At 50.4% G+C, this 24,099-nt stretch carries 14 protein-coding genes; 12 read left to right on the forward strand and 2 right to left on the reverse strand.

Going from position 1 to position 24,099, the window contains the following annotated elements; translation table 11 throughout:
• Positions 1–15 precede the first annotated feature (15 nt).
• The 6 genes from NGM62_RS01360 (at position 16) to NGM62_RS01385 (ending at position 7,435) form a co-directional block, all read left to right on the forward strand.
• Positions 16–1,032 (forward strand): S66 peptidase family protein, encoded by a 1,017-nt coding sequence (locus tag NGM62_RS01360; RefSeq protein WP_262245393.1) that lies wholly within the window; start codon positions 16–18, stop codon positions 1,030–1,032.
• A 12-nt stretch (positions 1,033–1,044) separates the two neighbouring features.
• Positions 1,045–2,520 carry a M14 family zinc carboxypeptidase gene (locus tag NGM62_RS01365; protein WP_262245394.1) on the forward strand — a complete coding sequence of 492 codons (1,476 nt, stop codon included), beginning with the start codon at positions 1,045–1,047 and terminating at the stop codon, positions 2,518–2,520.
• A 166-nt stretch (positions 2,521–2,686) separates the two neighbouring features.
• On the forward strand, positions 2,687–3,658 hold the full coding sequence (locus NGM62_RS01370) for a DUF6807 domain-containing protein (protein WP_262245395.1): 972 nt from the start codon (positions 2,687–2,689) through the stop codon (positions 3,656–3,658).
• A gap of 42 nt (positions 3,659–3,700) precedes the next feature.
• A complete protein-coding gene (locus tag NGM62_RS01375; RefSeq protein WP_262245396.1) occupies positions 3,701–4,546 on the forward strand; it encodes a ThuA domain-containing protein in 846 nt (281 codons plus the stop codon).
• 31 nt (positions 4,547–4,577) lie between these two features.
• A complete protein-coding gene (locus NGM62_RS01380; protein ID WP_262245397.1) occupies positions 4,578–5,996 on the forward strand; it encodes a Gfo/Idh/MocA family protein in 1,419 nt (472 codons plus the stop codon).
• Between the two features lie 47 nt (positions 5,997–6,043).
• A complete protein-coding gene (locus tag NGM62_RS01385; protein ID WP_262245398.1) occupies positions 6,044–7,435 on the forward strand; it encodes a putative oxidoreductase C-terminal domain-containing protein in 1,392 nt (463 codons plus the stop codon).
• 16 nt (positions 7,436–7,451) lie between these two features.
• On the opposite strand, the gene NGM62_RS01390 is transcribed toward NGM62_RS01385, so the two are convergent.
• Together NGM62_RS01390 and NGM62_RS01395 are read right to left on the reverse strand one after the other, a co-directional pair.
• A complete protein-coding gene (locus NGM62_RS01390; protein WP_262245399.1) occupies positions 7,452–8,498 on the reverse strand; it encodes a dipeptide epimerase in 1,047 nt (348 codons plus the stop codon).
• A gap of 2 nt (positions 8,499–8,500) precedes the next feature.
• Positions 8,501–9,757, reverse strand: a complete 1,257-nt coding sequence (locus NGM62_RS01395; RefSeq protein ID WP_262245400.1) for a C40 family peptidase — start codon at positions 9,755–9,757, stop codon at positions 8,501–8,503.
• A 127-nt stretch (positions 9,758–9,884) separates the two neighbouring features.
• Here NGM62_RS01395 and NGM62_RS01400 point away from each other — a divergent pair, with 127 nt between their 5' ends.
• From NGM62_RS01400 to NGM62_RS22340, 6 genes are all read left to right on the forward strand, one after another.
• Positions 9,885–10,910 carry a N(4)-(beta-N-acetylglucosaminyl)-L-asparaginase gene (locus NGM62_RS01400; protein WP_262245401.1) on the forward strand — a complete coding sequence of 342 codons (1,026 nt, stop codon included), beginning with the start codon at positions 9,885–9,887 and terminating at the stop codon, positions 10,908–10,910.
• 163 nt (positions 10,911–11,073) lie between these two features.
• The gene (locus NGM62_RS01405) at positions 11,074–14,004 is read left to right on the forward strand and encodes a sensor histidine kinase (protein WP_262245402.1); all 2,931 of its coding nucleotides are present in this window, start codon (positions 11,074–11,076) and stop codon (positions 14,002–14,004) included.
• 2 nt (positions 14,005–14,006) lie between these two features.
• Complete coding sequence (locus NGM62_RS01410; protein ID WP_262245403.1) at positions 14,007–14,759, forward strand: hypothetical protein; 753 nt, start codon at positions 14,007–14,009, stop codon at positions 14,757–14,759.
• A gap of 114 nt (positions 14,760–14,873) precedes the next feature.
• Complete coding sequence (locus NGM62_RS01415) at positions 14,874–15,506, forward strand: response regulator (RefSeq protein WP_262245404.1); 633 nt, start codon at positions 14,874–14,876, stop codon at positions 15,504–15,506.
• 38 nt (positions 15,507–15,544) lie between these two features.
• Positions 15,545–16,249 carry a response regulator gene (locus tag NGM62_RS01420; RefSeq protein WP_262245405.1) on the forward strand — a complete coding sequence of 235 codons (705 nt, stop codon included), beginning with the start codon at positions 15,545–15,547 and terminating at the stop codon, positions 16,247–16,249.
• A 3,961-nt stretch (positions 16,250–20,210) separates the two neighbouring features.
• Positions 20,211–24,099, forward strand: a 3,889-nt coding sequence (locus NGM62_RS22340; RefSeq protein ID WP_449301300.1) for a beta strand repeat-containing protein, incomplete at its 3' end; no start/stop codon positions are given.

Here is a 24,099-nt window from a genome sequence, read left to right on the forward strand (position 1 = left end):
GAGCGTAAAAAGAATATGGATAAACGTACCTTTATCAAGACCTTAAGTTTGGGTATGGCATCGTTGCCTATTGCCACCGGTGGCCCCACAACCGTACGTCACTACCGGCCTTCCATTCACCCGCCGACCATCAAAAAGGGTGATGTCGTAGGCGTAATTACGCCATCATCGGCATTGGTAGATGACGAAGGGTATTCGATTGCCGAAGCGAATTTTGAGACGCTGGGCCTTCGGTTGCGCTGGGGTAAACATGTGGGCAAGCGATACGGCTACCTAGCCGGCAAAGACGACGAGCGGCTTGCCGACCTGCATGATATGTTCGCTGACCCCAGTGTAAAGGCCATCGTGTGCCTGCGGGGAGGGTCGGGCGCCGCGAGGCTGCTCGATAAGCTGGATTATGGACTCATCGCCCGCAATCCGAAGATTTTCTTGGGATACAGCGATATCACCGCGTTCCACCAAGCCATCCATACCCAAACGGGGATGATTACCTTCCACGGTGCCGTGGCAAACAGCAAGTGGACCCCTATGGTATTTAACCAGTTCGAACAGCTGTTTTTCGAGGGTAAGCCACCCGTGTACTCCGATAACCAACGGCCGGTACGTACGTTGGCGCGTGGCACAGCTGACGGGAAACTATTGGGTGGGAACCTCACTGTCTTAACAGGTATAGCGGGCTCCCGTTATTATCCCGATTTTACCGGCAGTATCTTGTTTTTGGAAGATATCGGGGAGGAACCCTATCGGATCGACCGGATGTTCAGCCAGTTGGAACTATCCGGCGCATTGAAGCGCATCAACGGCTTTGTTTTTGGCCGATGCTCGGACTGTGAAGCATCGAGTCCGCGCAACTCATTGACATTGGATCAGATTTTGGATCATTATATCAAGCCACTGGGTATCCCAGCTTATCAGGGAGCATTGATTGGGCACATGGATGAGCAATTTATCCTACCGGTAGGTGCCCGGGTGCGTATGGATGCAAATAAGGGTGCCATCACGGTGTTGGAAAACATTTTTGCTGCCGGTTAGTTAATTGTAACGATGAAGCATATCATCCATTTGTTTACAATTGTCTTGGTTTCGGCTGCCTGCAATGGGGTGGGCCAAAGCCGGATTACTTATGTGCCGGATACGGCCATGCTGGGGAATGCTTTTGAAACCTACCGTGAGCCAACCATTGCCACCCGCCGTTTCAAGCATGCCGATATTGAGCCGCTTATCCTCAAAAGAAAGGGTAGTGGTGTGTTCGATGTTGTGCAATTGGGTATTTCGGTACTTAAGAAGCCGATCTATCAGCTTAAGTATGGCGATGGCCCGAAGCGGGTGATGCTATGGTCGCAGATGCATGGCAATGAGCCCACGGCCACGATGGCACTGATGGATCTGTTCAACTTCCTCGAAGCATCGGGAGACGGCATGGATAGTATCCGCAACCTGTTGAAGGAGCAAACCAGCCTGTATTTCATCCCGATGCTTAACCCCGATGGTGCGGATGTGTATACCCGCCGCAATGCGATGGACATCGACCTCAACCGGGATGCACGGTCGGGGGCCACAGTCGAAGGGCGGATCTTAATCAATGCGGCTAAGACTGTACAGCCCGATTATGGGTTCAATTTGCATGATATGCACGTTTACTATAATGTGCCCGGTACACCTGCACCCGTAACCATCGGCCTGCTGGCGCCGGCTTACAATAAAGAACGCGAAGTTAATGATGTCCGGGGTGATGCGATGAAAATCACCGCAGGTATCAACAAATTGCTGCAAGGGTATGTGCCCGGAGGCGTTGCCAAGTATGACGATACCTATTCTCCGCGGGCGTTTGGTGATAATTTTCAAAGCTGGGGAGTCCGTACCGTACTAATCGAGTCAGGTGGCTACAAAGGAGACCCCGAGAAACAATTCATCCGTAAGCTCAATTTCATCATTATCCTTAACTCGCTCATTGAAATAGCACAAGGCAGTTATGCGCAGTACGATGTCGAAGCGTATGAGGCTATGCCCTTCAGCGATTCAAAACTTTCCGATGTATTGCTGCGGCATGTCAGTGTTGCTCGCGACTCGATGGATTATACCGTGGACTTGTCCATCAACCGCAATGAGTATACCGTAGGCAGCGATTACTATGTGCAGTCGCGCATTACCGATGTTGGCGACCTGGCTGAGAATTTCGGCTACGCCGAACTGGATGCCGTAGGTCTCCACTTCATGGCAGGGAAGATTTATCCCACCGTGTTTGACCATGTTGATGACATATCGTTGGAGCGGGCGTTAGCATTATTGCGGGAAGGCTATTGTGCTGTCCAGTTAGCGCAGATGCCCGACAACAGGCACCACGGGTTACCATTGGTAGCCTTCTACCAGCAAGCCCCCAACACTGCAAGCCCACATTTAGGTAGGGCGGCCAACTTCTTCCTGGCGCGGGATGGCAAGCCGGTATATGCGGTAATCAATGGGTACTTGCTCGACCTCTCCACCATGCCGCAGGAGATATTTAAGAATTATGTCCAGTGATTGGTATCGGGGTAATCAAGAACTAGGGCAATTTTAGTATAACGGTTGAATACCCTCTAAATCGCCGAAAAGGCCATTTTGATAATCAAAAAAACATGGACAATATCCAAACCGGTTGGATTTTTGATAACTTTATGGTTGAATTAGTTGTAAATCTATCGAATCAATGTTCAAGAGAATAGTACCGGTTTTTTGTGTATGTGTTTGGGCACTCTCGGCGTCAGGCCAGCCATTTGATAGCGACCAGCCGTATTCAGCGGTGAAAGGGAAAGATGAGCTGGTGTTAAGTAATCGGCAGGGACAGCCATTGCTCACCTACCGATACACCGTGAAAGCCCCGCCCCAAGGGGTAAGTGCCGCTTATGGCCGTTCGGGATACATACACCCATTACAAACATTGGGCGGGAAAACACTCACCACTATCCAACCGGCGGACCACTACCATCATTATGGTCTGTGGAACCCCTGGACCCGTGTGGAATATGATGGTAAATTGTACGATTTATGGAATATCGGCGATAAACAAGGGACAGTCCGCTTTGTGGATTTTGCCGAAATCTTCCAGGATAACAAACATGCAGGCTTCGAAGCGGTGCACCACCACGTTATCTTTAACGAAGGCGAGGAGACTACCATCATGAAGGAAAATTGGCGCATCGCCATTTCACAGCTGGATGCCAATAAATATGCTGTAGACATCCGCTCTACGTTAGCCCCGATAACTGATATCGATGTCATATTGAAGGAATATCGTTACGCCGGACTGGGCTTTCGTGCAACTCCCGAATGGACCAATACGAATAGCGGTGTGCTGACGTCAACTGGCAAAACCCGCAAGGATGCAGACGGTTCGCTTGAGCGCTGGACAATCATGTTTGGTCAGCTGGGGAATGGTGAAGGAGGTGTGCTTTTTCTTTCCCATCCCCAAAATTACAATTTTCCCGAGCCGGTGCGGATATGGCCCGAAGATGCCAACGGCGGCCGTGGAGACCAATTCTTCAATTTTTCGCCGACCAAAAACAAAGATTGGATTTTGGAAGCGGGAAAAGAATATACCCTCCAATATCGACTCATTGTTTTTGATGGCACATTATCGGCAGGTGAGGCGGAACAGCTTTGGCAGTCTTTTGCCAATTGATAGAACTCTGGGTGGCTGAAGTGATAATTTTTTAAGACAATTATGAAACTCAACTTTCTTTTGCGGCTTAGCCGTGCAACGCTAATTGCACTACCATTTTTTCTGTTTGCAGGAGCAGCAATTGCACAGTCTGTAAACTGGAAAAAGATTAATGTATTGGTATATACCAAAAATGGTGTCGGGTTTGTACACGACAACATCGAGAACTCGGTCATCGCTTTGAAAGCACTGGGCGATCAACATGGCTTCTCTGTCGATGCCACCGACGACCCGTCTGTATTCACCGACGAGAATCTCCAGAAATACGACGCGCTGGTTTTTTCAAACACCAATAATGATGTTTTTGACACCGACGCACAACGTGTGGCTTTGATGCGTTATATACAAGCGGGCGGTGGCTTCGTGGGAATCCATTCGGCTTCGGGCACCGAGCGCAAATGGAAATGGTTCAAACAGCTATTGGGCGCAACCTTTTATTGGCACGACAAATACCAGCCGTTTACTGTCGATATCATTGACGCGAAGCATCCTTCGGTAACCCACTTGCCCCGAAGATGGGTGCGGGTAAAAGGCGACGAGTTTTACTACCTGAAGCAAATGAGTGTCAACCTCCACGTGGTGGCCGTAAACGATGCCAAGACATTGAAAGGAGAAGATGACCGCCGTTTGGACACCTTTGGTGATGTCTTCCCATCCGTATGGTGCCACGAGTTTGATGGCGGCAGGTCGTGGTACACGTCGCTTGGCCACAGTAAAGAGGATTATATGGATGAGGAATTCAGGAGACATATCCTCGGCGGTATAGAATGGGTGGTAACCGGAGCTAAGAAGCGAGATTATAGCAAGGCTTATGCATCTACGCCGCAAGACGAGGTGAGAGAACGCTAATCGATTAATTAAACCTTAAAAATAGTACATCATGGATACTCCACGTAAGCAATTAGATAGACGAACGTTCATTAAACAGTCGGCCGGTGGGGCTGCCCTGTTGGCTGCGGCATCCGCATTTCCAACCATCGTTCCGGCATCGGTATTCGGCAAAAACGCGCCAAGTAACCGCATCCATATCGGGCAGATCGGTTTTGGCCGTATCGCTAAATCACACGACCTACCGGAGGTATTGAAGCACGATTATGTGCGCATCATGGCCGTGGCCGACGTGGACCGTAACCGGGCCGCAGCGGGCAAGGAGTGGTTGGAACAAGAGCAGGCAAAGAAAAACGGAGGGAAATCACCCGTAGACGTAAAAACGTATGGTGACTACCGTGATTTGATTGCCGATAAAAATATCGACGCCGTAGTAATCAGCACGCCGGACCATTGGCACGCACAACCGGCGATGGAAGCCGCGATAGCGGGGAAACACATTTATTTGCAGAAGCCCACCTCGCTAACCATCCAGGAGGGGCGTATGATGGCCGATACCGTAGCGCGAAAAGGCGTTGTGTTCCAATTGGGTAGCCAGCAACGCTCGGTACACCCCTGGCCTCAGTTCAAACGGACATGCGAACTGGTGCGTAATGGCCGGATCGGTACGGTGAAACGGGTTATCGTTGGGCTCCCGGGCGACCCCGCAGGGGGGAACCCTGCCGAAATGCCTATACCGGATAACCTCGATTACGACCGCTGGTTGGGCTCTACGCCGCTGGTGCCTTACACACTCGATAGGGTCCACTCACAAACAGATATTTACGACCGGCCTGGGTGGTTGCGGTGCGAGCAATTTGGTGCGGGCATGATTACGGGATGGGGCTCACATCACCTGGATATCGCACACTGGGGGTTGGATACCGAGTTGAGTGGGCCACTTGAAGCCGAAGGTTGGGCTACGTTCCCGACGGAGGGCTTGTGGAACGTACATGGTGACTTCGAAGTGCAGATGCTATATCCGGGAGATGTGGTCATGCAAATCAGTGGAAAATATCCGAACGGTGTCCGGTTTGAAGGAACGGAAGGCTGGATATTCGTGTCGCGGGGTAATGTAGGGGTTACCGCTACCGACCCCGGTGCAGCCGATGGTAAGGAGAACGAGGCGTTCAAAGCGAGCGACAATAAGATACTCCAATCGGTGATCGGCGAAAATGAAACTAAGCTTTATGAAAGCCCCGAGCAGCATCAGAATTGGCTAGAATGTATCCGCAATGGTAAGCAAACCATCAGCCATGTCGAAATCGCACACCGTTCAGGATCGGCCTGCCTAATTGCCCATGCCGCGATGAAACTGGGGCGCAAACTGCGGTGGGACGCCAGTAAAGAACAGTTCATTGGCGATGACGAAGCGAATGCACTGCTCTCGCGCCCGCAGCGATTCCCCTATGGGACGTCGTATGTTGGGTAGTCATAAGTCGTAAGTCATAAGTTAAATATCCAAATAGCGAAGAATAGATGAAGAAAAAATACGGGCTGGTCTCATGTATAGCGATTGCCTGCCTTGCAGCATGCAGCACAAGCCATAATGATATGCATCGGAAAGATATCCAATTAATTACCGTAGCACCGGGACATTTCCACGCGGCATTGGTGCAAAAGACCATGTATCCGCAAGTGGATAGCGTAGTGCATGTGTACGCGCCGGAGGGAAGTGAGTTGCAAGCTCACCTAGCACTGATAGACCAATATAATACACGCGACACCGACCCAACTCGTTGGGATGAGGTTGTGTATTCGGGGCCTGATTTTCTGAAGAAAATGTTGGCAGAGCGGAAAGGTAATGTCGTTGTGCTGGCAGGCAATAACCGCGATAAAATTGATTACATCACCCAATCTATCGATGCCGGATTGAACGTGCTTGCCGATAAGCCCATGGCAATCAATCCCGCAGGCTTTTCAAAATTGGTCGATGCTTTTGCTAAGGCAGAAGAGAATAATGTGCTGCTATATGACATCATGACCGAGCGCTACGAAATCAACACGATGTTGCAAAAAGAGCTATCGCAAATCCCCGATTTTTTTGGTGAGCTTGAAAAAGGCACTGCGGAAAACCCGGCCATCACGAAGGAGAGCGTACACCATTTCTTCAAGGAAGTATCGGGCAAGCCGTTGGTACGACCCACGTGGTTTTATGATACGCAGCAGCAGGGCGAAGGGCTGGTTGATGTAACTACCCATTTGGTAGACCTGGTGCAGTGGGAAAGCTTCCCAGGTGAGATTATTGACTATGAGGGGGATATTGAGCTGATAACGGCCAGGCGGTGGCCAACGGTGCTAACCCCTGCCCAGTTCCAGCGTTCGACGGGGCAGCAGGAGATACCTGGGTTCCTTACCGAAGTAGTCAACCAAGATGGTAACCTCGCGGTATTCGCTAATGGTGAAATCAATTATAAGTTGAAAGGAGTGCACGCGAAGGTGTCTGTGATCTGGAATTTTGAGGCGCCGCAAGGTACGGGCGATACCCACTACTCGATTATGCGCGGGACGTATGCTAACTTGATTATCAAGCAAGGGGCTGAGGAGAGTTATAAGCCCGTGCTGTATGTGGAGTCTACAGGCGCGCGTGACGAGGCTGCATTCGAAACCGCCTTGGCTCAGGCTATGGACCAATTGGAAAATACTTATAACGGTTTGGGATTCGAGCGGTTGGCTCCAGGCCGGTATCGGATCAGCGTAAGCCCCTCGCTGGTTACTACGCATGAAGAGCATTTCGCACAAGTGGCTGAAAAATACCTGGGCTTCCTGCATGCGGGTGCGATGCCTGAATGGGAAGTTCCCAATATGATCGCTAAGTATTATTTAACAACGAAGGCACTTACGGAAGCTGAGACTGTCGCCGCACCGTAACAGGCAGCGCGACGGTCTATCCGTTCAGCCGGATTCCGATACCCGGTGTATCGGGCAAGATTACTTTACCTTTTACCACTTCCATGCCGCGGTAAATATCATTGCTGGTGAGGAGCGCGCCATCCAGGTCAGCCCAATCGACTACTGGCGACAACTGTGCCGCGGCGGAAATGGCGCACGATGTCTCGGTCATACAACCCAGCATCACTTTCATATCGAGCGCGCGCGCCAGTTCGGCCATCCGGTGGGCTTCGCGCATGCCGGTGCATTTCATCAGCTTGATATTGATGCCACTGTACACACCAAATGCACGGCGGACGTCTTCCAGTCGTTGTACGGCTTCATCCCCTACAGTCGGTATCGGGCTGTTTTCGGTAAGCCATGCATTGTCGTCCACCTGCTCTTTTGGCATGGGTTGTTCGAGGAATACAACGCCGCGTTCGGCTAGCCAATGGGCCATTTCCAGTCCTTCCTCCCTTTGTTTCCATCCTTGGTTCACGTCGGCGCACAATGGTTTGTCCGTGACCTCTCGGATTGTTTCGATCATCATCTTATCGGTATCAAGACCCAGTTTCACTTTGAGTATTTTATAAGGTGCTGCTTCGAGCACTTTCTGCCGTACTACATCTGCCTTGTCTATGCCGATGGTAAAGGAAGTGTTTGGCGTATCTGCCGGATTGTATCCCCATATCCGATACCACGGTTGGTTCATGAGTTTCCCCAAAAGGTCGTGAAGTGCAATATCGACCGATGCTTTAGCTGCGGTATTCTTGGGTGCAAGTTCGTCGATATAAGTTAGAATATCGGCAGTATGGAAGGGGTCGTTGAATCCCGAAAGGTCCACCCGGTCTAGGAATGCCGATACACTTTGATGGGACTCGCCGAGGTACGGTGGCATCGATGCCTCGCCATAACCGACGGTTCCATCGTATTCCAATTCGGTGAGAACAACCGGTGTCGTGCTACGCGAGCCTGCCGCAATGGTAAACACATGGCGGAGCTCGAGGGTATATGGGCGGTATCTCAACGTAAATTTTCCGAATTTCCGTGTGATGGCTTGCATGGTTATTTTCTTTTTTTATCGGTGGCTGAAAGATAAAAAGGATTCGATGAAATAGCTTGGAGGGCCGGGTCTTCCTGACCGACGTAGCGGCGTGCACTCACCAACGTTCGCGACTGGAAATCGCTGTAGTTCGGTGCGTCCGGTAACATGCTGTTGATTCGTACTGTTCCCGCAGAATGGATGAATTCGCCGTTGCCCAAGTACAGCGCCACGTGCGTAATCCTGGCGTCGGGCGACCGCCCTTTGCCGGATGCGAAAAAGAGTAAGTCGGCCGGTCGCAGGTTCCGCAGGGCCTTATCGGTGTCTAACGTGTCGGCCGATAATATATCGATGGGCTCACCCACAAGCACCTGTTGAGATGCATCCCGCGGGATGATGATGCCATTCATAAAATAGGCGGTTTTGGTGAAACCACTGCAATCCACGCCTTTTACCGACGTGCCACCCCAAAGATAGGGGACACCCATCATGGATTTTGCAATGGCTAGTATGTTTTCGCCGGTTAGATCCCTGGTGCCCAACCATTCGTCGAAAGGACGGACCAACGCCTGGTCGATATAAGCAAGGCGCCCATCCGGATATTTAACATGGTAGAATCCGCCGGTTTGCCCCAATGCAACCAGTAAGTCGCCCATAACCAGATCAGACACACGTAACGACGTGGCATCAGCCTGTGTATGGGAGTGCCCGAAGTCGGCGGTGAAGATGACCTTTTTGGCCGATTTCCACTCCTCAGCCCCTTCGATAGGAACGGGAGTGATGGAAGAAGTGCTCACCCAAGCAATATAGCCTTCCGGTGTCCGAACCCGATAGTATCCATTTTGCTGCTGGAGTAAATCGACCGTCGTACCCAATAATACCTGCGAAGCTAGCTCAGCCTGGTTGCGCGGTGATACGCGCAAATTTGCCACCGAAAGGTTGACAATACCCTGAATATTCTTCCCCACACTGCTGTCGGGCAATAGATTTATCGTTATCTTTGTTTCGGAGACACCAGCGTTGGCAAGCGACCGGCGGAAAGCATCCCGAGCCTCCGGTTCTGTAGTGATTATGCTATACTGCTGGAAGGGGGCCTCTGGTATATGCAGCTCAAAAAGGGCTGTGCGCGCATCGGGGGCGTATTGGATTTTTATATCTTCGACAGTGTGCTTGATTTTATAGTACTCGGCAGAATCCTGCAAATGGGTATGGGCATTGGCCGATAAACCGACAATACAGAAAAATGGTGATAACAGGCGTATATAAAGGGCTTTCATCATGGGATATGTTTCCTACGAAGTTAGGTTATAAATCGTTACTGTACAATTTTTATGGTAAAATCATTCGTTGATACTGTAATGTCGCACGAATATGCAAGGCGCCTGGCGTGAAACAAGAAAATAGGGAATGATTAACAGACGGTTATTTATAAAGGCCGGGGCACTGGGGGCTTCTGCTCTTTCGGTTGTCGGCTTGGCATCGGCGCGTAACGAAAAGTCACGTTCGAACGCCAGAACCAATAAGCCCATCGTAATAGCTACTTGGGATTTCGGTGTAGCTGCCAATCAAGCGGCTTGGACGGTATTGGCGAGCGGGGGGCGTGCATTGGATGCTGTAGAGACAGGCGTGCGTGTGCCGGAAGCGGACTTGGCCAACCCAACAGTCGGGAAAGGCGGGTATCCCGATCGTGATGGGCATGTCACACTTGATGCATGTATCATGGACGATAAAGGCAACTGTGGTTCCGTCGCCGCGTTGGAGCATATTGCCCATCCCATTTCCGTGGCGCGACTGGTGATGGAAAAGACACCTCATGTGATGCTTGTCGGTGAAGGTGCGCTGCAGTTTGCCCTGGCAAACGGTTTTGAGCAGGAGAAACTCCTTACGCCCGAAAGCGAAGCTGCTTGGAAGGCTTGGCTGAAGAAAGGTAAATATGAGCCCGTTATCAATATTGAAAATAAGTCGTTTACCAGCGATAGGCTACCGGGCAACCGATACAACCACGATACCATCGGTATGCTGGCGTTGGATAGCAGCGGCAATCTTTCCGGCGCCTGTACCACGAGTGGTATGGCGTTCAAGATGCGGGGCCGGGTGGGCGATAGCCCCATTATCGGTGCGGGCCTTTACGTGGATAATGAAGTGGGTGGAGCTACGGCCACTGGGGTAGGCGAGGAGGTAATCCGTACGGTGGGCAGTTTTCTGGTCGTTGAGTTGATGCGCCAAGGGATGTCGCCCCGCGAGGCGTGCCGCGAGGCGGTAGTACGCATCATCAAAAAGAAGCCCGAAACCGCAAAGAAAATCCAGGTCGGCTTTCTGGCCTTGAATAAGCAAGGCGAGTATGGTGCATTTTCATTGCAAAAAGGCTTTTCTTATGCTGTTTGCGATGCAAAGCAGCAGGATCTGCTGATGGATGGAGAGAGCGTGTATTGATTTGAAGGGCAAAGCGCAAAAAGCAACGTGCTGAAACTCCAAAAGTTTCTAAAAAACCAGGTCGATTTGCTGAAGCGTTGGCAAATTTGTTAACTTTGGGCCGCTTCTACTCGCCATGGGGAATGCTAAACCAGATAAACGAATAAGGAATCGGGCGCTATGTATGCTGATGTTAATGCTGATGACGGCAATCCGTCTTGATGCATCGCCCTATCGCCATGCCCAGGTGCTTCCCGGCGTAGACAAGCATCACACCATGATACAAAGGGCTACCAAAGATCCCTTTGGCATGGTATGGATGCTTTCCGGTGGCCTGATTTCGAGGTTTGACGGTGTTTCTGTCACCCCGTTGGCAAAACTTTACGGAAAGGAACTGCCGTTTTACGAAGCTGATGATCTGCATGCCGACCCGTGGGGGCGCCTGTGGATCAGTACGCGCAACGGACTTAAGATTTTTGACTTGAATACGTGGTCGTTCGCTGGCCGCGACCATCCCATGGAGGAGCTGGCGGGACGGCAGGTGGTTTCTTTTTTCGCAGCCGATGATGTGTTTTACATGGCGGATAGGCGTGGCAATGTATGGCTGGTCGGTGAGCGTGACGCGCGGTTGCTTTTCCGGTTCGATCCCTATGCAGTTTTCGAGCGCCGTCCGGTGGGCAGGCTTCTCGTGGCCGATCGTGACGGGGTGTGGCTGGCCTTCGGCGACAACTTGTATGGATATGACCTCGCGACGGGCAAGCAGACCGTTTCAAGGTTCCCTGACGGTCTATTCAGTCGCATGGAAGATTTACTGCCAGTTGACAACGGTGTCCTGATCCGCATTTATTCGCAGGGTTATTACGTGTATGACGGGGCAGCGTTCCGTGCCCTGCCACGTCCCATTTTTCCCACACGTGATTTTACTAACTGGAACCACTGGTCGTTTGAAACGGACGATAAGGTGGTCATTTTTCACGAGACCCAGTATTTCGAGTTCAGCCGTGATACGCTATTCCGGCTATTGGATTCAGGCACCCACCAATTCAACGAACACATCCTTAATAAACGGCTCAATGACTGGCAGCAGGCCGGTGATGAATGGCTGTTGAGTACTGACCACGGCCTATACAGTGTGTTCCCATCGCACATAGCGTTCGATTTTGTGGATTGTGGAAGCGCCCGAGGCATGATTAAACAAAATGGCACCTATTATTTCGGAGGCTACGGTTACCTGGATGCCTTACCGGACGGCGGCAAAGTGGCGCCGTTTGTCCAAGCCCCCGAGAACAATTATTATGCGTTTCTCCGCTTGTCGGCAGATACCGCATGCGTGGCTTTAGAGGGGGACTTCCTTGCCTACCTTGTGCAAGGTAACGTATCGGCCGCACCCGTGTATGTTGCGCCCCATACCCGTGAAACATTTACCGGCATGGCGTACTGCGTGGTAAAGTACGCGCCCGACACGCTGCTTGTGGGGACCTATAACGGACTATGGACGTATGCCCGGTCGACCGGTGAGGTGGCACCCTTGGTATGTCCGGCATCCGGATTTTTCAGCCGCGGTATGCGTGTGCAGTCGATATCCGTGCATGGAAACCGCATTGCCTTTACCGCCGACCGGGGTTTTTTCACCTGGGAGAGGCGTCATTTCCAGAAAGTATTTCCCGCAGGTAATACCGAGCTCAACATCTACGCGCATGTGCAGCGCGGTGATACGGTGTATTTGGCAACAAAGGGGCGTGGACTCATCCTGATCGCCGGGAAGGAACCCGCCCGAGCGATAACCGTCGAAGATGGACTGGCAAGCAATACGGTTTACCAGATGGCTTGGGTAGGCGGGGCGCTTTTTTTGGGCACGCACGAGGGCTTATCCGTCCGTAAAAGCGGGATAATCTCCAACTATTACCACACGGATGGGTTGCCCTTTGAAGAGTTCAACCACCAAGCCAGCTACTACGATACCGAGACGGACCGGTTGTTTATGGGCGGAATCGGCGGCTATGTCTCCTTCCGTCCCGGCCAATTGCTGCACGCCACCCAGCGGGTCGCCCCACAGCCCCGCCTTTCGGGTGTTAAAATCGGTATGCACTCGAACCGTTACGTAGAAGATTATGGCCGGATGCAGCTGGGTGATACCCTCGAGTTACCTTCAGATGCGGTATGGTTTTCGATGGACTTCGCGCGACCCGACTCCTACCGGAAGGTATATCGTATGCAATTTAAGATTGCGCCCCTTATGATGGAATATCAGGACATGCCGGCGTCGGCGCAGATTAACCTATCAGGGCTGTCTGCGGGCGAATACGAGGTGTCGGTTAAGATGGCGGCAGCGACCGGCGGTGGCTCTGCATCCGAACATACCTGGCTGGTTTACAAAGTGCCGGTTTTTACGGAGACGCTCACATTCTATGTGCTGGTCATCCTTTTTATAGGGGTGGTATCGGGCTATATCGTCTATGAACGGACACGGAAAATCAAGGGTGAAGAACGGCTCCGGCGCCGTATTTCGCGTGACTTGCACGATGAGGTGGGTGGACTGCTGACGGGCATATCGATGCAAACCGATCTCCTGCGCCTCCAGAACCACCGTATGAATTCCGTCGAATCAATTGGGGCTTACAGTCGCGAAGCCATCCAGATGATGGACGATATTATCTGGGCTGTAGACTCGCGGAACAACCACCAAGGTAATTTGAGTGACCGCATGAAGTTTCTCGCCGCCCAGTTGCTGGAACCGCTTGATGCGGTGGTAACCTTCGATATTGACCAGCACGACGACCGTAAGATATCGCAGAAGATACGGCAGAACCTCTACTTGATTTTCAAGGAAGCCCTGCATAATATCTGTAAACATTCGGCCGCGACGGACGTTCATATCAAACTGCGCCACATCGGCGGCCATATCGAGATGGAGATCTACAACGATGGCGTCGATAGGTCGCAAGTGGGGCGGCCCACGGGCCGCAGGGGACACGGCCAGCGGAACATGCAGCTGCGTGCGGCACAGCTTGGCGCAACCTTTACCGCCGGCATGGAGTCCACGGGCTACCGGGTGTCGGTTATGGTGCCTACCCGCCGTGCTTTTTTCGTGAACCCGTTTAAGCGGCGGAGCTGATTATGGGGGGCTGGGTACTATTTTTTGGCATTGTCGGTATCATATTCAGTGCGCTGGGAATCGTGCTGAGGGTGGTCGATTACCGGCGGAAGCAAGACGTTGCTGCCCTAGTGCTCAGCGTCGCCTTGTTCGCCGTCAGCTGGTATGCATTCATATACCTTATGATACTTACGGGCAGCGTGGTACACGTTCCCAATTTTTACAATAAAGGTATCCCGCTGTATTACCTGATTGCTCCGTGCATGTTTTTTTATGTGAAGCTCAGGCTGCGGCAAATACACAAGCTGCCCCGCTACTGGTACCTGCACTTGGCTCCGTTTGTCTTCGGGCTGGTAGACATCATGCCCTACGCCCTGACGAGCAGCGCTGAAAAGCAAGCCCTTATGGTACGGCTGGTAACCAACATCCGGACAGGGTTTGAACACGAGTATGGGTTTATCAACCAACAGTGGCATTATATCATCCGGCTGCTATTGGCTTTTGCTTATTTGCTGGCGCAATGGCGCGCATTATTTATGGCAGATACCGAAGATGGCGTTATATCCCGTCGACTTCTTTTCTCCCTGTACACCTTGACCATCATCTATTCGCTCTTTATCGCAATACAAGTAGGCATGGTCATGAATATTCTGTTCAACCAATTACAGGCATCATATATTTTGCGAGACGCTGACCAACTTATATGGATAGGTGGGCTTTACCTACTATTTAGCTTATGGGTTTGTTTCGGTCCGCGATTGTGGCGCTCCGATTGATATTTAAAAACCACACTAAAAGGGTAGTATTATCGTAATTTGGATATACTATCTTTGTTGGCACCATGAACAACACTATTCCCGATCAACTGGAATAGCTTTTACTCTACAATTATGAAAAATAGAAGTTTCAATTTGGTTGTTATCGAGGATAACCCGATCGTTGGGAAAATGTTGGAAACATATTTCCAGCAGTCTTCCCAATTCACCCTGCTGTTTTTAGCCACATCAACAGAAGGTTTTATGGATATGTGGAAAGACCAACGTATCGATATTCTGCTTTGCGATATTGGCCTGCCCGGCAAATCGGGTATAGAAGCAACCTGGTATGTAAAACGTAAATCGTTTGCTACGCAAGTCGTCATGTTTACCGTGTTCGAAGACAAGGAAACCATCTTCCAAGCCCTTTGTGCAGGCGCATCGGGTTATTTACTCAAGGATACACCGATGCCCAAAGTCGAAGAACAGTTGCTGGAGGTGATGGATGGTGGGGCGGTAATGAGCCCGCAGGTGGCGCGGATGGTCGTCAGCTATTTCAATCCGATGCTGGATAAGCAAGAGAATAAAGAAATCGATCGGCTCACGCAGCGGGAAATCGAGATTGTGTCGATGCTGCAGCACGGGGCAACCTATCGAGCCGTTTCCGAGCGGCTTTTTATCAGCGTGGATACCGTAAAATTCCATATACGCAATATTTACAGCAAGCTACAGGTCAATTCGCGGTCTGAGCTGGTGAACAAGTACTAAGCCGTCGCTATCCTTTTTTTAAAGAACCACCCATATGGGTGGGAAAAGATATCGAAACATCCGTTACTTTTGTACTCACCTGGATGAAGAACGCGATCATGATGTCAAATAAAAAGACGTTGGCCATTATCGAAGATAGGCGGGTTATACTCGACTCACTCACCTCATTTTTTGACCTATCTGAGCGATTCGATTTGATGCTAACGGCCGATTCGGCCGAGCAGTTCATCGAAAACTGGGCCGACCAGCGCATTGATCTGTTATTGTGTGACATCGGGTTGCCGGGCAAATCGGGCATTGAGGTAGCGTGGTATGTGAAGCGGCGTTCGGCGTCCACGCAGGTGGTCATGTACACCGTGTTTGATGATAAGGATGCGATTTTCCAAGCCCTGTGTGCGGGAGCCTCCGGCTACCTGCTGAAAAACACGCCGCTACCGCAGATGGAAGAGCAGTTGGTGGAAGTGCTGAATGGCGGTTCGGTAATGAGTCCGCATGTGGCCCGGATGGTCATCAGCCATTTCAATCCGTATTTGGATAAGCCATATACTGCGGATGCCGAACGGCTCACACCCCGCGAAATCGAGATCGTGTCGCTGTTGCAAGACGGATTTTCGTACAAACAAGTGGCCGCCCAGGCCAATATTAGTGTGGATACGGTGAAATACCACATCCGCAATATCTATGGCAAGCTGCAGATCAACAGCCGGACGGAATTGATCAATAAATATAAGCGGCCAACCTGACAGCCTAACATGTATTCCGGCCGATACCAGATTCCCCATGTTGTGGAGGTAGAACGCAACGCTGGTATCGGTTCCGGATGCATGTTCTTCCTTAGTCTAAACCGTTCTGAATCCCTTTAGCCACTAGCCCCTTTAATGAAGAACTACCGCCACTATCCGAAAAACCACCCATTTGGGTGGGGGAATGTATTCGCTGACGTGATAGTTTTGTAGCGTTATCACGCAATCGTGTACTACCAGAAGAATATATACTATGAGATCGACTGACAACATTTATGGGATTTATGCCTAGAAGTGGTCCGATTCAAGCCTCATAACGCTACCGATAAGATTTTATTGAACCATGCTAACTCATAAATCCCATAACACCTTACCCGCTTCCCCGACATGCACGCAACTGAAATTGAAACACAGGCGGGGCGTTTCGTTGAGCTTCCATGCAATTTCGCTTATGATTACTTGGCTGACCCTTGGTCTCGGACCAGTGATGGGGCAGACAATTCGCACTGTCCCGGTGGGCGGGGATATTCAAACGGCCATTAATACCGCAAATAGTGGAGATATTATTCAATTGGCTGATGGTACACATACAATCACAGCACAATTGGAGGTTACGAAGAGCTTGACGATTCGGAATGTTGGTGGCGGTGCAACGATTAAACTGAATAAAGCCCAAAGTACTACCTCACGGGTGTTTTTGATACCCCAAAGTGCTTCCCCGGTCTCTGTCTTGTTTGAAAATTTAACGATAACGGGAGGAAGAGCGACAGATGAAGGAGCAGGAGTCTATATGGGTATGAATGTCACACTTACCGTACTAAATTGCTTGTTTGAGGATAATATTAGATATACGGGGGGGCAATCTGGTAGAGGAGGAGGAATATACAATATCGATGGGGTTTTATATGTTTACAATAGTGTTTTCAGAAATAATCATGTTATACCAACAAATGAAGCACCAAGCGATGCACGAGGGGGGGCAATCAACAGCCAGGGTGAGTTCGCCCAATTGACAGTAGTAGATTCGGAATTCGAAAATAATACTTCTGCTAACCATGGGGGTGCCATTTTTATTGATAATCGACCCAATTTAACAGGGGGGGCGAATAGCACATTCACCCACCGAATTATTAATTCAAAAATTAATGATAATAGAGCTCGGACAAATGTTGCGTCACCACGGGGAGAGGGAGGGGGAATTCATGTGGTGGAGGGGAAGGTCATTATATATGGCTGTGACATATATAATAATGAAATGCTCGAATATGACGGTGATGCCAGTCCGACAACGCCTGGCGGAGCTATTCGATTACAAAAGACGACGGCAGGGATCGTTAAGAATAATAGATTTGTCAATAATATTAATCAGGGTGGTGCAGATAACGAAAGACATATAAGCTATAGTGGAAGTTTTGATATCTCCGGAAATTATTTTGGAGATTTTCCGCCTGTCGGAGCAACATTGAATAGTCTTACCGAAGATCGTGTTGTTAATTTGGAGCTTGAATTTGTGGGAAATGGACAGGGCACGGTAACATTAAGTAAGGGAACCAATACAAGTTGGAATGAAATTTTTGATGCTTTTGAAGACTTTGATTTGCATTTGTCAAGTCTTGGAAAAAGTTGGATCAATAAACAATCGTTTGAAGATTTTTTTGGAAATGAAGTGGAGGTTGAGAAAAATGGAGAGAATGAAAAGACCTGGGAAAACCTTCCCGTTACGTTACCAATTGTATTAACGGTAGAAGAAGACGAGGAAGATGTCATTTCGGAGTTTCACGCCTGGACAGGGCCTGGTACGGGTTCCGAAACCAATAAGGTGCGAAATCTGACGCTACCTGTAAATAGTCCATTATCAACATTACGGGCGGCTATTTGGAGTCTTCCTATGCATATCACCCTTACTGGGCTAACCAATAATTTGACCGCAGGTGAGATTTCTTCAAATGCTGAGCCGGATTTATTCAAACTTGAAGTTTTAGATGGGAATTACGCGCCGACCCGGGTAAAGACGAATATGACCTTCGATTTAACCTCGACAGGTAACGGAAAATTTTATGATAGGGGTGGTAACGAGATTACAGACATCACTGTATTAGCGGGGAGCAATGCGGATGAAAGTGAACCGGTCTATTTTAGGTATTCTAATACGGCCGCAGGCAATCAGACCATTACCGCCACTTGGGATTCGGGTGAACCGGATGTGGGGTCAGATACCTACGTTATTACGATTATTCCCGATGTAGCGGATGCTGTAACTACTCAATTTTCTGCGAATGACGACGTGTTAGACGTCGGTCAAAGCACGGCACTAACAATCGAGGTCTGGGATCAATATGACAATGTAATTCCCGAGGCTACCGTTACCGTTACAACCAACCTTGGAACCCTTGATGATGGTGAGGAAAGTGGTTCGCAACTTACCATCATGACAAATGAATTCGGAGAAGCAACGTTAAGCTTTAGTTCTCAACTTGCCGGAAACGCGACTATTCAACTTTATGATGGCGAGGATACCGAAGGAGGAACCTTACTGGGTACTGAAGTTGTGCAGTTTAATCCAGGCGACTCCGAGAAACTCCAAATAGATCGGCAACCTTCTGCTTCGGCACAGAGCGGTATTGCGTTGACTCAGCAACCGATTGTTCAGGTTGTGGATAAATTCAACAATGTGGTTGCCGAAGAAAACAAAGAGATAGTAGTCAAATTGGTCGATGAAAATGGTGTGCCAATCGATGCCGAAATAGCAACGTTATCCGGTAGCACGTCGTTGCTTTCCGATGCAAACGGTCAAGTGGTGTTCACTAACCTAGTGATTTCTGGATCGACGGGCAATTATTACCTCCAATTTAGTGGTGAAAATTTGACACCGTTACAGTCCATTGCTGTGGCACTTGGACACGGACTACCGGATGCGAGTCAAAGCACTGCAAATGTACCTTCCGAAGGCACGGCCGGAGTCGCAACCACGATTACAATTACGATAAAAGATGCTGCGGGAAATGGCGTTACTGGCCTTGTATCTGACGATTTTACCACCGAAGTAACGGGTGCAAATGCAGACAAGGAGATCATGGATTTCACGGAAGCGGGATCTGGAGTTTATACGGTCACCTATACACCCACCAAAGCCGGCGAAGACGAAATTGCCATAGTGATTCAAACCGTTGCTATTCCCGGCAGCCCATTCCTCAGCAATGTGGTCGCAAATGACGCTACTCAAATTTTTGTAGAGACAGCCAATGACGGGCGTGGTAATGAAGTTGGGCCTCAAACAATTACTTCAGGCGACGATCTCACCGTTTATGCCATTGCACGTGATGGATACGGGAATTTTGTTGAATTGGTGACTGATGCTATTTTCAGTCTAGAGGTTTTTTCAGGCGGCATTGTTTCTGGCGATTTGGAGAATCATTCAAATGGATCTGCCACCTTCACAGCCGCGAAGGTCGGAACGATGACTATACTTGCAAGTGATGTTTCTGCGGATCCTGTTCCATCCGGAACGATTACCGTCGTTCATTCCCCAATCGCTGCGCAATTGCTACTGGAGGGTGATACTGATCCACTTCCTTCCGGCGAAGAAAGGACCGTTATCGTCACCATTCAAGATGCGGCAGGTAATACCATTGTGAGTGGCACCCACAGTGTGCTCATGGTGTCCATAAGTAATTCGAGTGGCGATGGTTCGCTGGGGCCAGGAGATGGGTTGTCCGTGCCCGCTGCAGGCGGTAAAGCAACTTTCAAACCGACCGGGCATATGGTGGGAGCCATTGTGCTTCGGGCTCAAATCGAACCAGTCCCTGACGAACCGATTCTGAGTAATACGTTGAGTTTTGATGTAATTCCTGGTTCCATAGATCATATTCACTTAGAAGTATTGGATACAAATAATCCCACCGGAGGCACCTCTACTTCAGAAGTTTCCGCTGGTGCGCCGTTTGCGGTGCGCGTTTATTTTATGGATGCAAATGGCAACGAACTAACCAACGTTAATCCGTCGAATTATTATACAACGTGGTCGACCGATGCAAGCTCTATCGGCGAAAATGCTCCCGTTTTACCAGGTGGCCAGAGCCAAAACTTCGAAAATGGATTCATTCAGATTCCTGGGTTTATTTTGCACGCCGCAGAATCAGGCAGAAACATAGAGGTTTTTCTATATGAAAATGAAGGCGATCCCACTCCGAAATACACTTCTTCGGCACCAACCGGCATCAATGTGCTTGCAGGTCCGCCAAGCTTGGCACAATCGACCATTGAACGTGGTGCAAATGACATCATTGCCGATGGTAGCACGTCTTCCACGCTTACTATAACCGTCCGAGATGGTTCAGGTAATCCATTAGCAGACGAATCTGTATTTTTCGCTATATCTTCCGGAGATGGAGGTGTGTTGGGAGGCGGACCGTGGGACACAAATTCCTCTGGTGTTGCCACAACGACACTTACCTCCACGAAAGCAAATACCATCACTGTCACAGGTTACCTTGGCAATGGAGTGACCACTGATGTGATCGGCTCTGTCGATGTTACCTATATTCCCGGTGCTGCTTCAGCTTTATCCGTTGAAACACAACCTTCTTTATCGGCCCAAAGCGGGATTTCATTCGTTACCCAGCCCATCATTCAGTTGAGAGACATCAACGGAAATGCGGTTTCTACAGAAAATGTCGAAATCATTGCGGTGATTAGCTCGGGTAATGGCACCCTCATTGGTTCCGTTACTGCAAATACAGATGTCAACGGTACGGCGACCTTTACGAATCTCGGCATCAGTGGTGAAATGGGGGATTTCGAGATTGAGTTTCAAGCTATCGGTTTAACCTCAGTGACTTCTGATGTCATTGACTTGTCGGCCGGTATCGCGGACGCAGGCGAATCAGAGGTTTCTGCCAATCCATTGGAAATCATTGCCAACGGGTCAAGTACATCGACCGTTAAGGTGATTGTAAAAGACGCGGAAGGAAATTTGGTAGGAGAGGATCAGGATATCTACTTCGAGCTTTCGAGCGGGACGGGTGTTTTAGCAGCAGGCCCTTGGAAAACAAACGCAAGTAGTGAAGCTACCGTGATTCTGACAGCGCCTGCTTCGCTGGGCTCCGGTACTGTGAGAGCCTATCTAGGTGTTAATGGAAGCGGATCGTATATCGGACAAGTCACGGTAACCTTTATCGCTGGCTCGGTTTCGGCCGCGCATTCGACGGCTGATGTACCTAATGGTACAGCCGGTTCGGAGACTGAGATAACGGTGACGGCCCGTGATGCACATGGCAATCCAGTGGGTGTAGGTGGTGCAAATGTGACAGCTTCAATCATTGAAGGAAATACATCCATGACTGTCCAAGTGGAAGATAATGGCAATGGAACCTACACGCTTACCTATACACCAACGCTTGCTGGTAACGACAAAATTGAGATTTTATTGGGTGGGGTAGCGATTAGCAGCTCACCATTTCCAAGTACCGTCAGTCCTGCGGCCATCAATTTAGGTGCGAATGGATCTCTTCTTTCTGCGGATGCTCTTTTAGTGGAAGGAGACGGTGTTTCTACTTCGCAGATTTCTGTACAGTTGCGTGATGTTTATGGAAATAATATTTTGCAAGCTGGGGTTTCTGTCAAATTTGAAACTTCTCACGGATTATTTACCCCTGGATCGTCGAACGAAGTAACGGTTGTGACTAATGCTTCTGGAATTGCGGGCGTTGCGCTGTCTGCCTCAGGAGCAGGATTGGCGGCACTTCATGCCTATATTGATAGTGATGAGGTTATGAATGGCCAGCCTCTTCAAGTGACGTTTGTTGACGAGCTGGTTGTTACCACGTCGACACTTCCTGAATGGACCATAAGTCAATCGGGGTACAGCGGCACGCTGGCTGCCACAGGCGGTACACCGTCTTATACGTGGTCTGTCAGCAGCGGCTCACTTCCTGATGGTTTGAGTCTTGATATTTCCACGGGAGTTATCAGCGGTACGCCTACTGTGGCGGGTGAATTCGACTTCACTGTTCAAGTTAAAGACAGGGACAACTTTACGGCGACTAAGGATCTTTCGATTACGACAAATGATGCACTTGTTATTACGAGTACCTCTCCTCTGAGTGAAGGGATGGTCGCTGAGTCCTATGGTCCTGTCACCATCGAAGTGACGGGTGGAACTGGGACCTATTCTTTCCAGATATCCGGTGGTACACTTCCAGTGGGATTGAATTTAGATACGGATAACGGTACCATTTCCGGGACACCTACAGAGCTTGGGTCCTTTACTTTTGAAATTATAGTCAAAGATGATGTCGATGCGGCCGTTTCTAAGACATTCAATCTTGATGTATCAGGGTACTCGGCCTCTCATTCGACTGCTGATGTACCCAATGGTAAGGCTGGTGAGGTAACGACCATTACGGTCATGTTAAAGAATGCCGTAGGCAATCCTGTTGGGCCCGCAGGAGCGGGTGCGACGGTTGCTGCTACGGTTGGTGGCGCCAATGCCGGTGCTGTGGTGGATGTTGTTGACAACGGCGACGGCACGTATACGCTGACCTATACGCCTACTGTTACGGGTGATGATGAGATTACGATCACGCTTAACGGTGCTGCCATTGAGGACTCACCGTTTGATAGCGAGGTATCGCCCGGTGCTGCCGCTGCTGCCAACACGACCGCGTCGGTACCGGCAGGCACTGCGGGTGATGTGACGACCATCACGGTCATCGTGCTGGATGAGTTTGACAACCCTGTTACGGGTGCTGCAGCTGACCTCGCTATCACGCTGACCGGCGCCAATGCTACTGCAACCGTAAGCGCTATCACCGATAACGGCGACGGCACCTATACAGTGACCTACACGCCGACTGTTGCTGGTACTGACCAGGTTGCCATCACGCTTGATGGCACCGCGATCAGTGGCAGTCCGTACAGCAGCGTTGTGTCTTCAGCTGCTGCCGATGAGACCAATACGACCGCGTCGGTACCGGCAGGCACTGCGGGTGATGTGACGACCATCACGGTCATCGTGCTGGATGAGTTTGACAACCCTGTNNNGGGTGCTGCAGCTGACCTCGCTATCACGCTGACCGGCGCCAATGCTACTGCAACCGTAAGCGCTATCACCGATAACGGCGACGGCACCTATACAGTGACCTACACGCCGACTGTTGCTGGTACTGACCAGGTTGCCATCACGCTTGATGGCACCGCGATCAGTGGCAGTCCGTACAGCAGCGTTGTGTCTTCAGCTGCTGCCGATGAGACCAATACGACCGCGTCGGTACCGGCAGGCACTGCGGGTGATGTGACGACCATCACGGTCATCGTGCTGGATGAGTTTGACAACCCTGTTACGGGTGCTGCAGCTGACCTCGCTATCACGCTGACCGGCGCCAATGCTACTGCAACCGTAAGCGCTATCACCGATAACGGCGACGGCACCTATACAGTGACCTACACGCCGACTGTTGCTGGTACTGACCAGGTTGCCATCACGCTTGATGGCACCGCGATCAGTGGCAGTCCGTACAGCAGCGTTGTGTCTTCAGCTGCTGCCGATGAGACCAATACGACCGCGTCGGTACCGGCAGGCACTGCGGGTGATGTGACGACCATCACGGTCATCGTGCTGGATGAGTTTGACAACCCTGTTACTGGTGCTGCAGCTGACCTTGCTATCACGCTGACAGGCGCCAACGCTACTGCGACCGTAAGCGCTATCACCGATAACGGGGATGGCACCTACACGGCTACTTATACACCGACTGTTGCGGGCACTGACCAGGTTGCCATCACGCTTGATGGTGCCGCGATTGGCGGCAGTCCGTACAGCAGTGTTGTGTCTTCAGCTGATGCGGATGCAA

This window comes from Parapedobacter soli, assembly GCF_025460835.1.
In the GTDB taxonomy this organism is placed as follows: domain Bacteria; phylum Bacteroidota; class Bacteroidia; order Sphingobacteriales; family Sphingobacteriaceae; genus Parapedobacter; species Parapedobacter soli.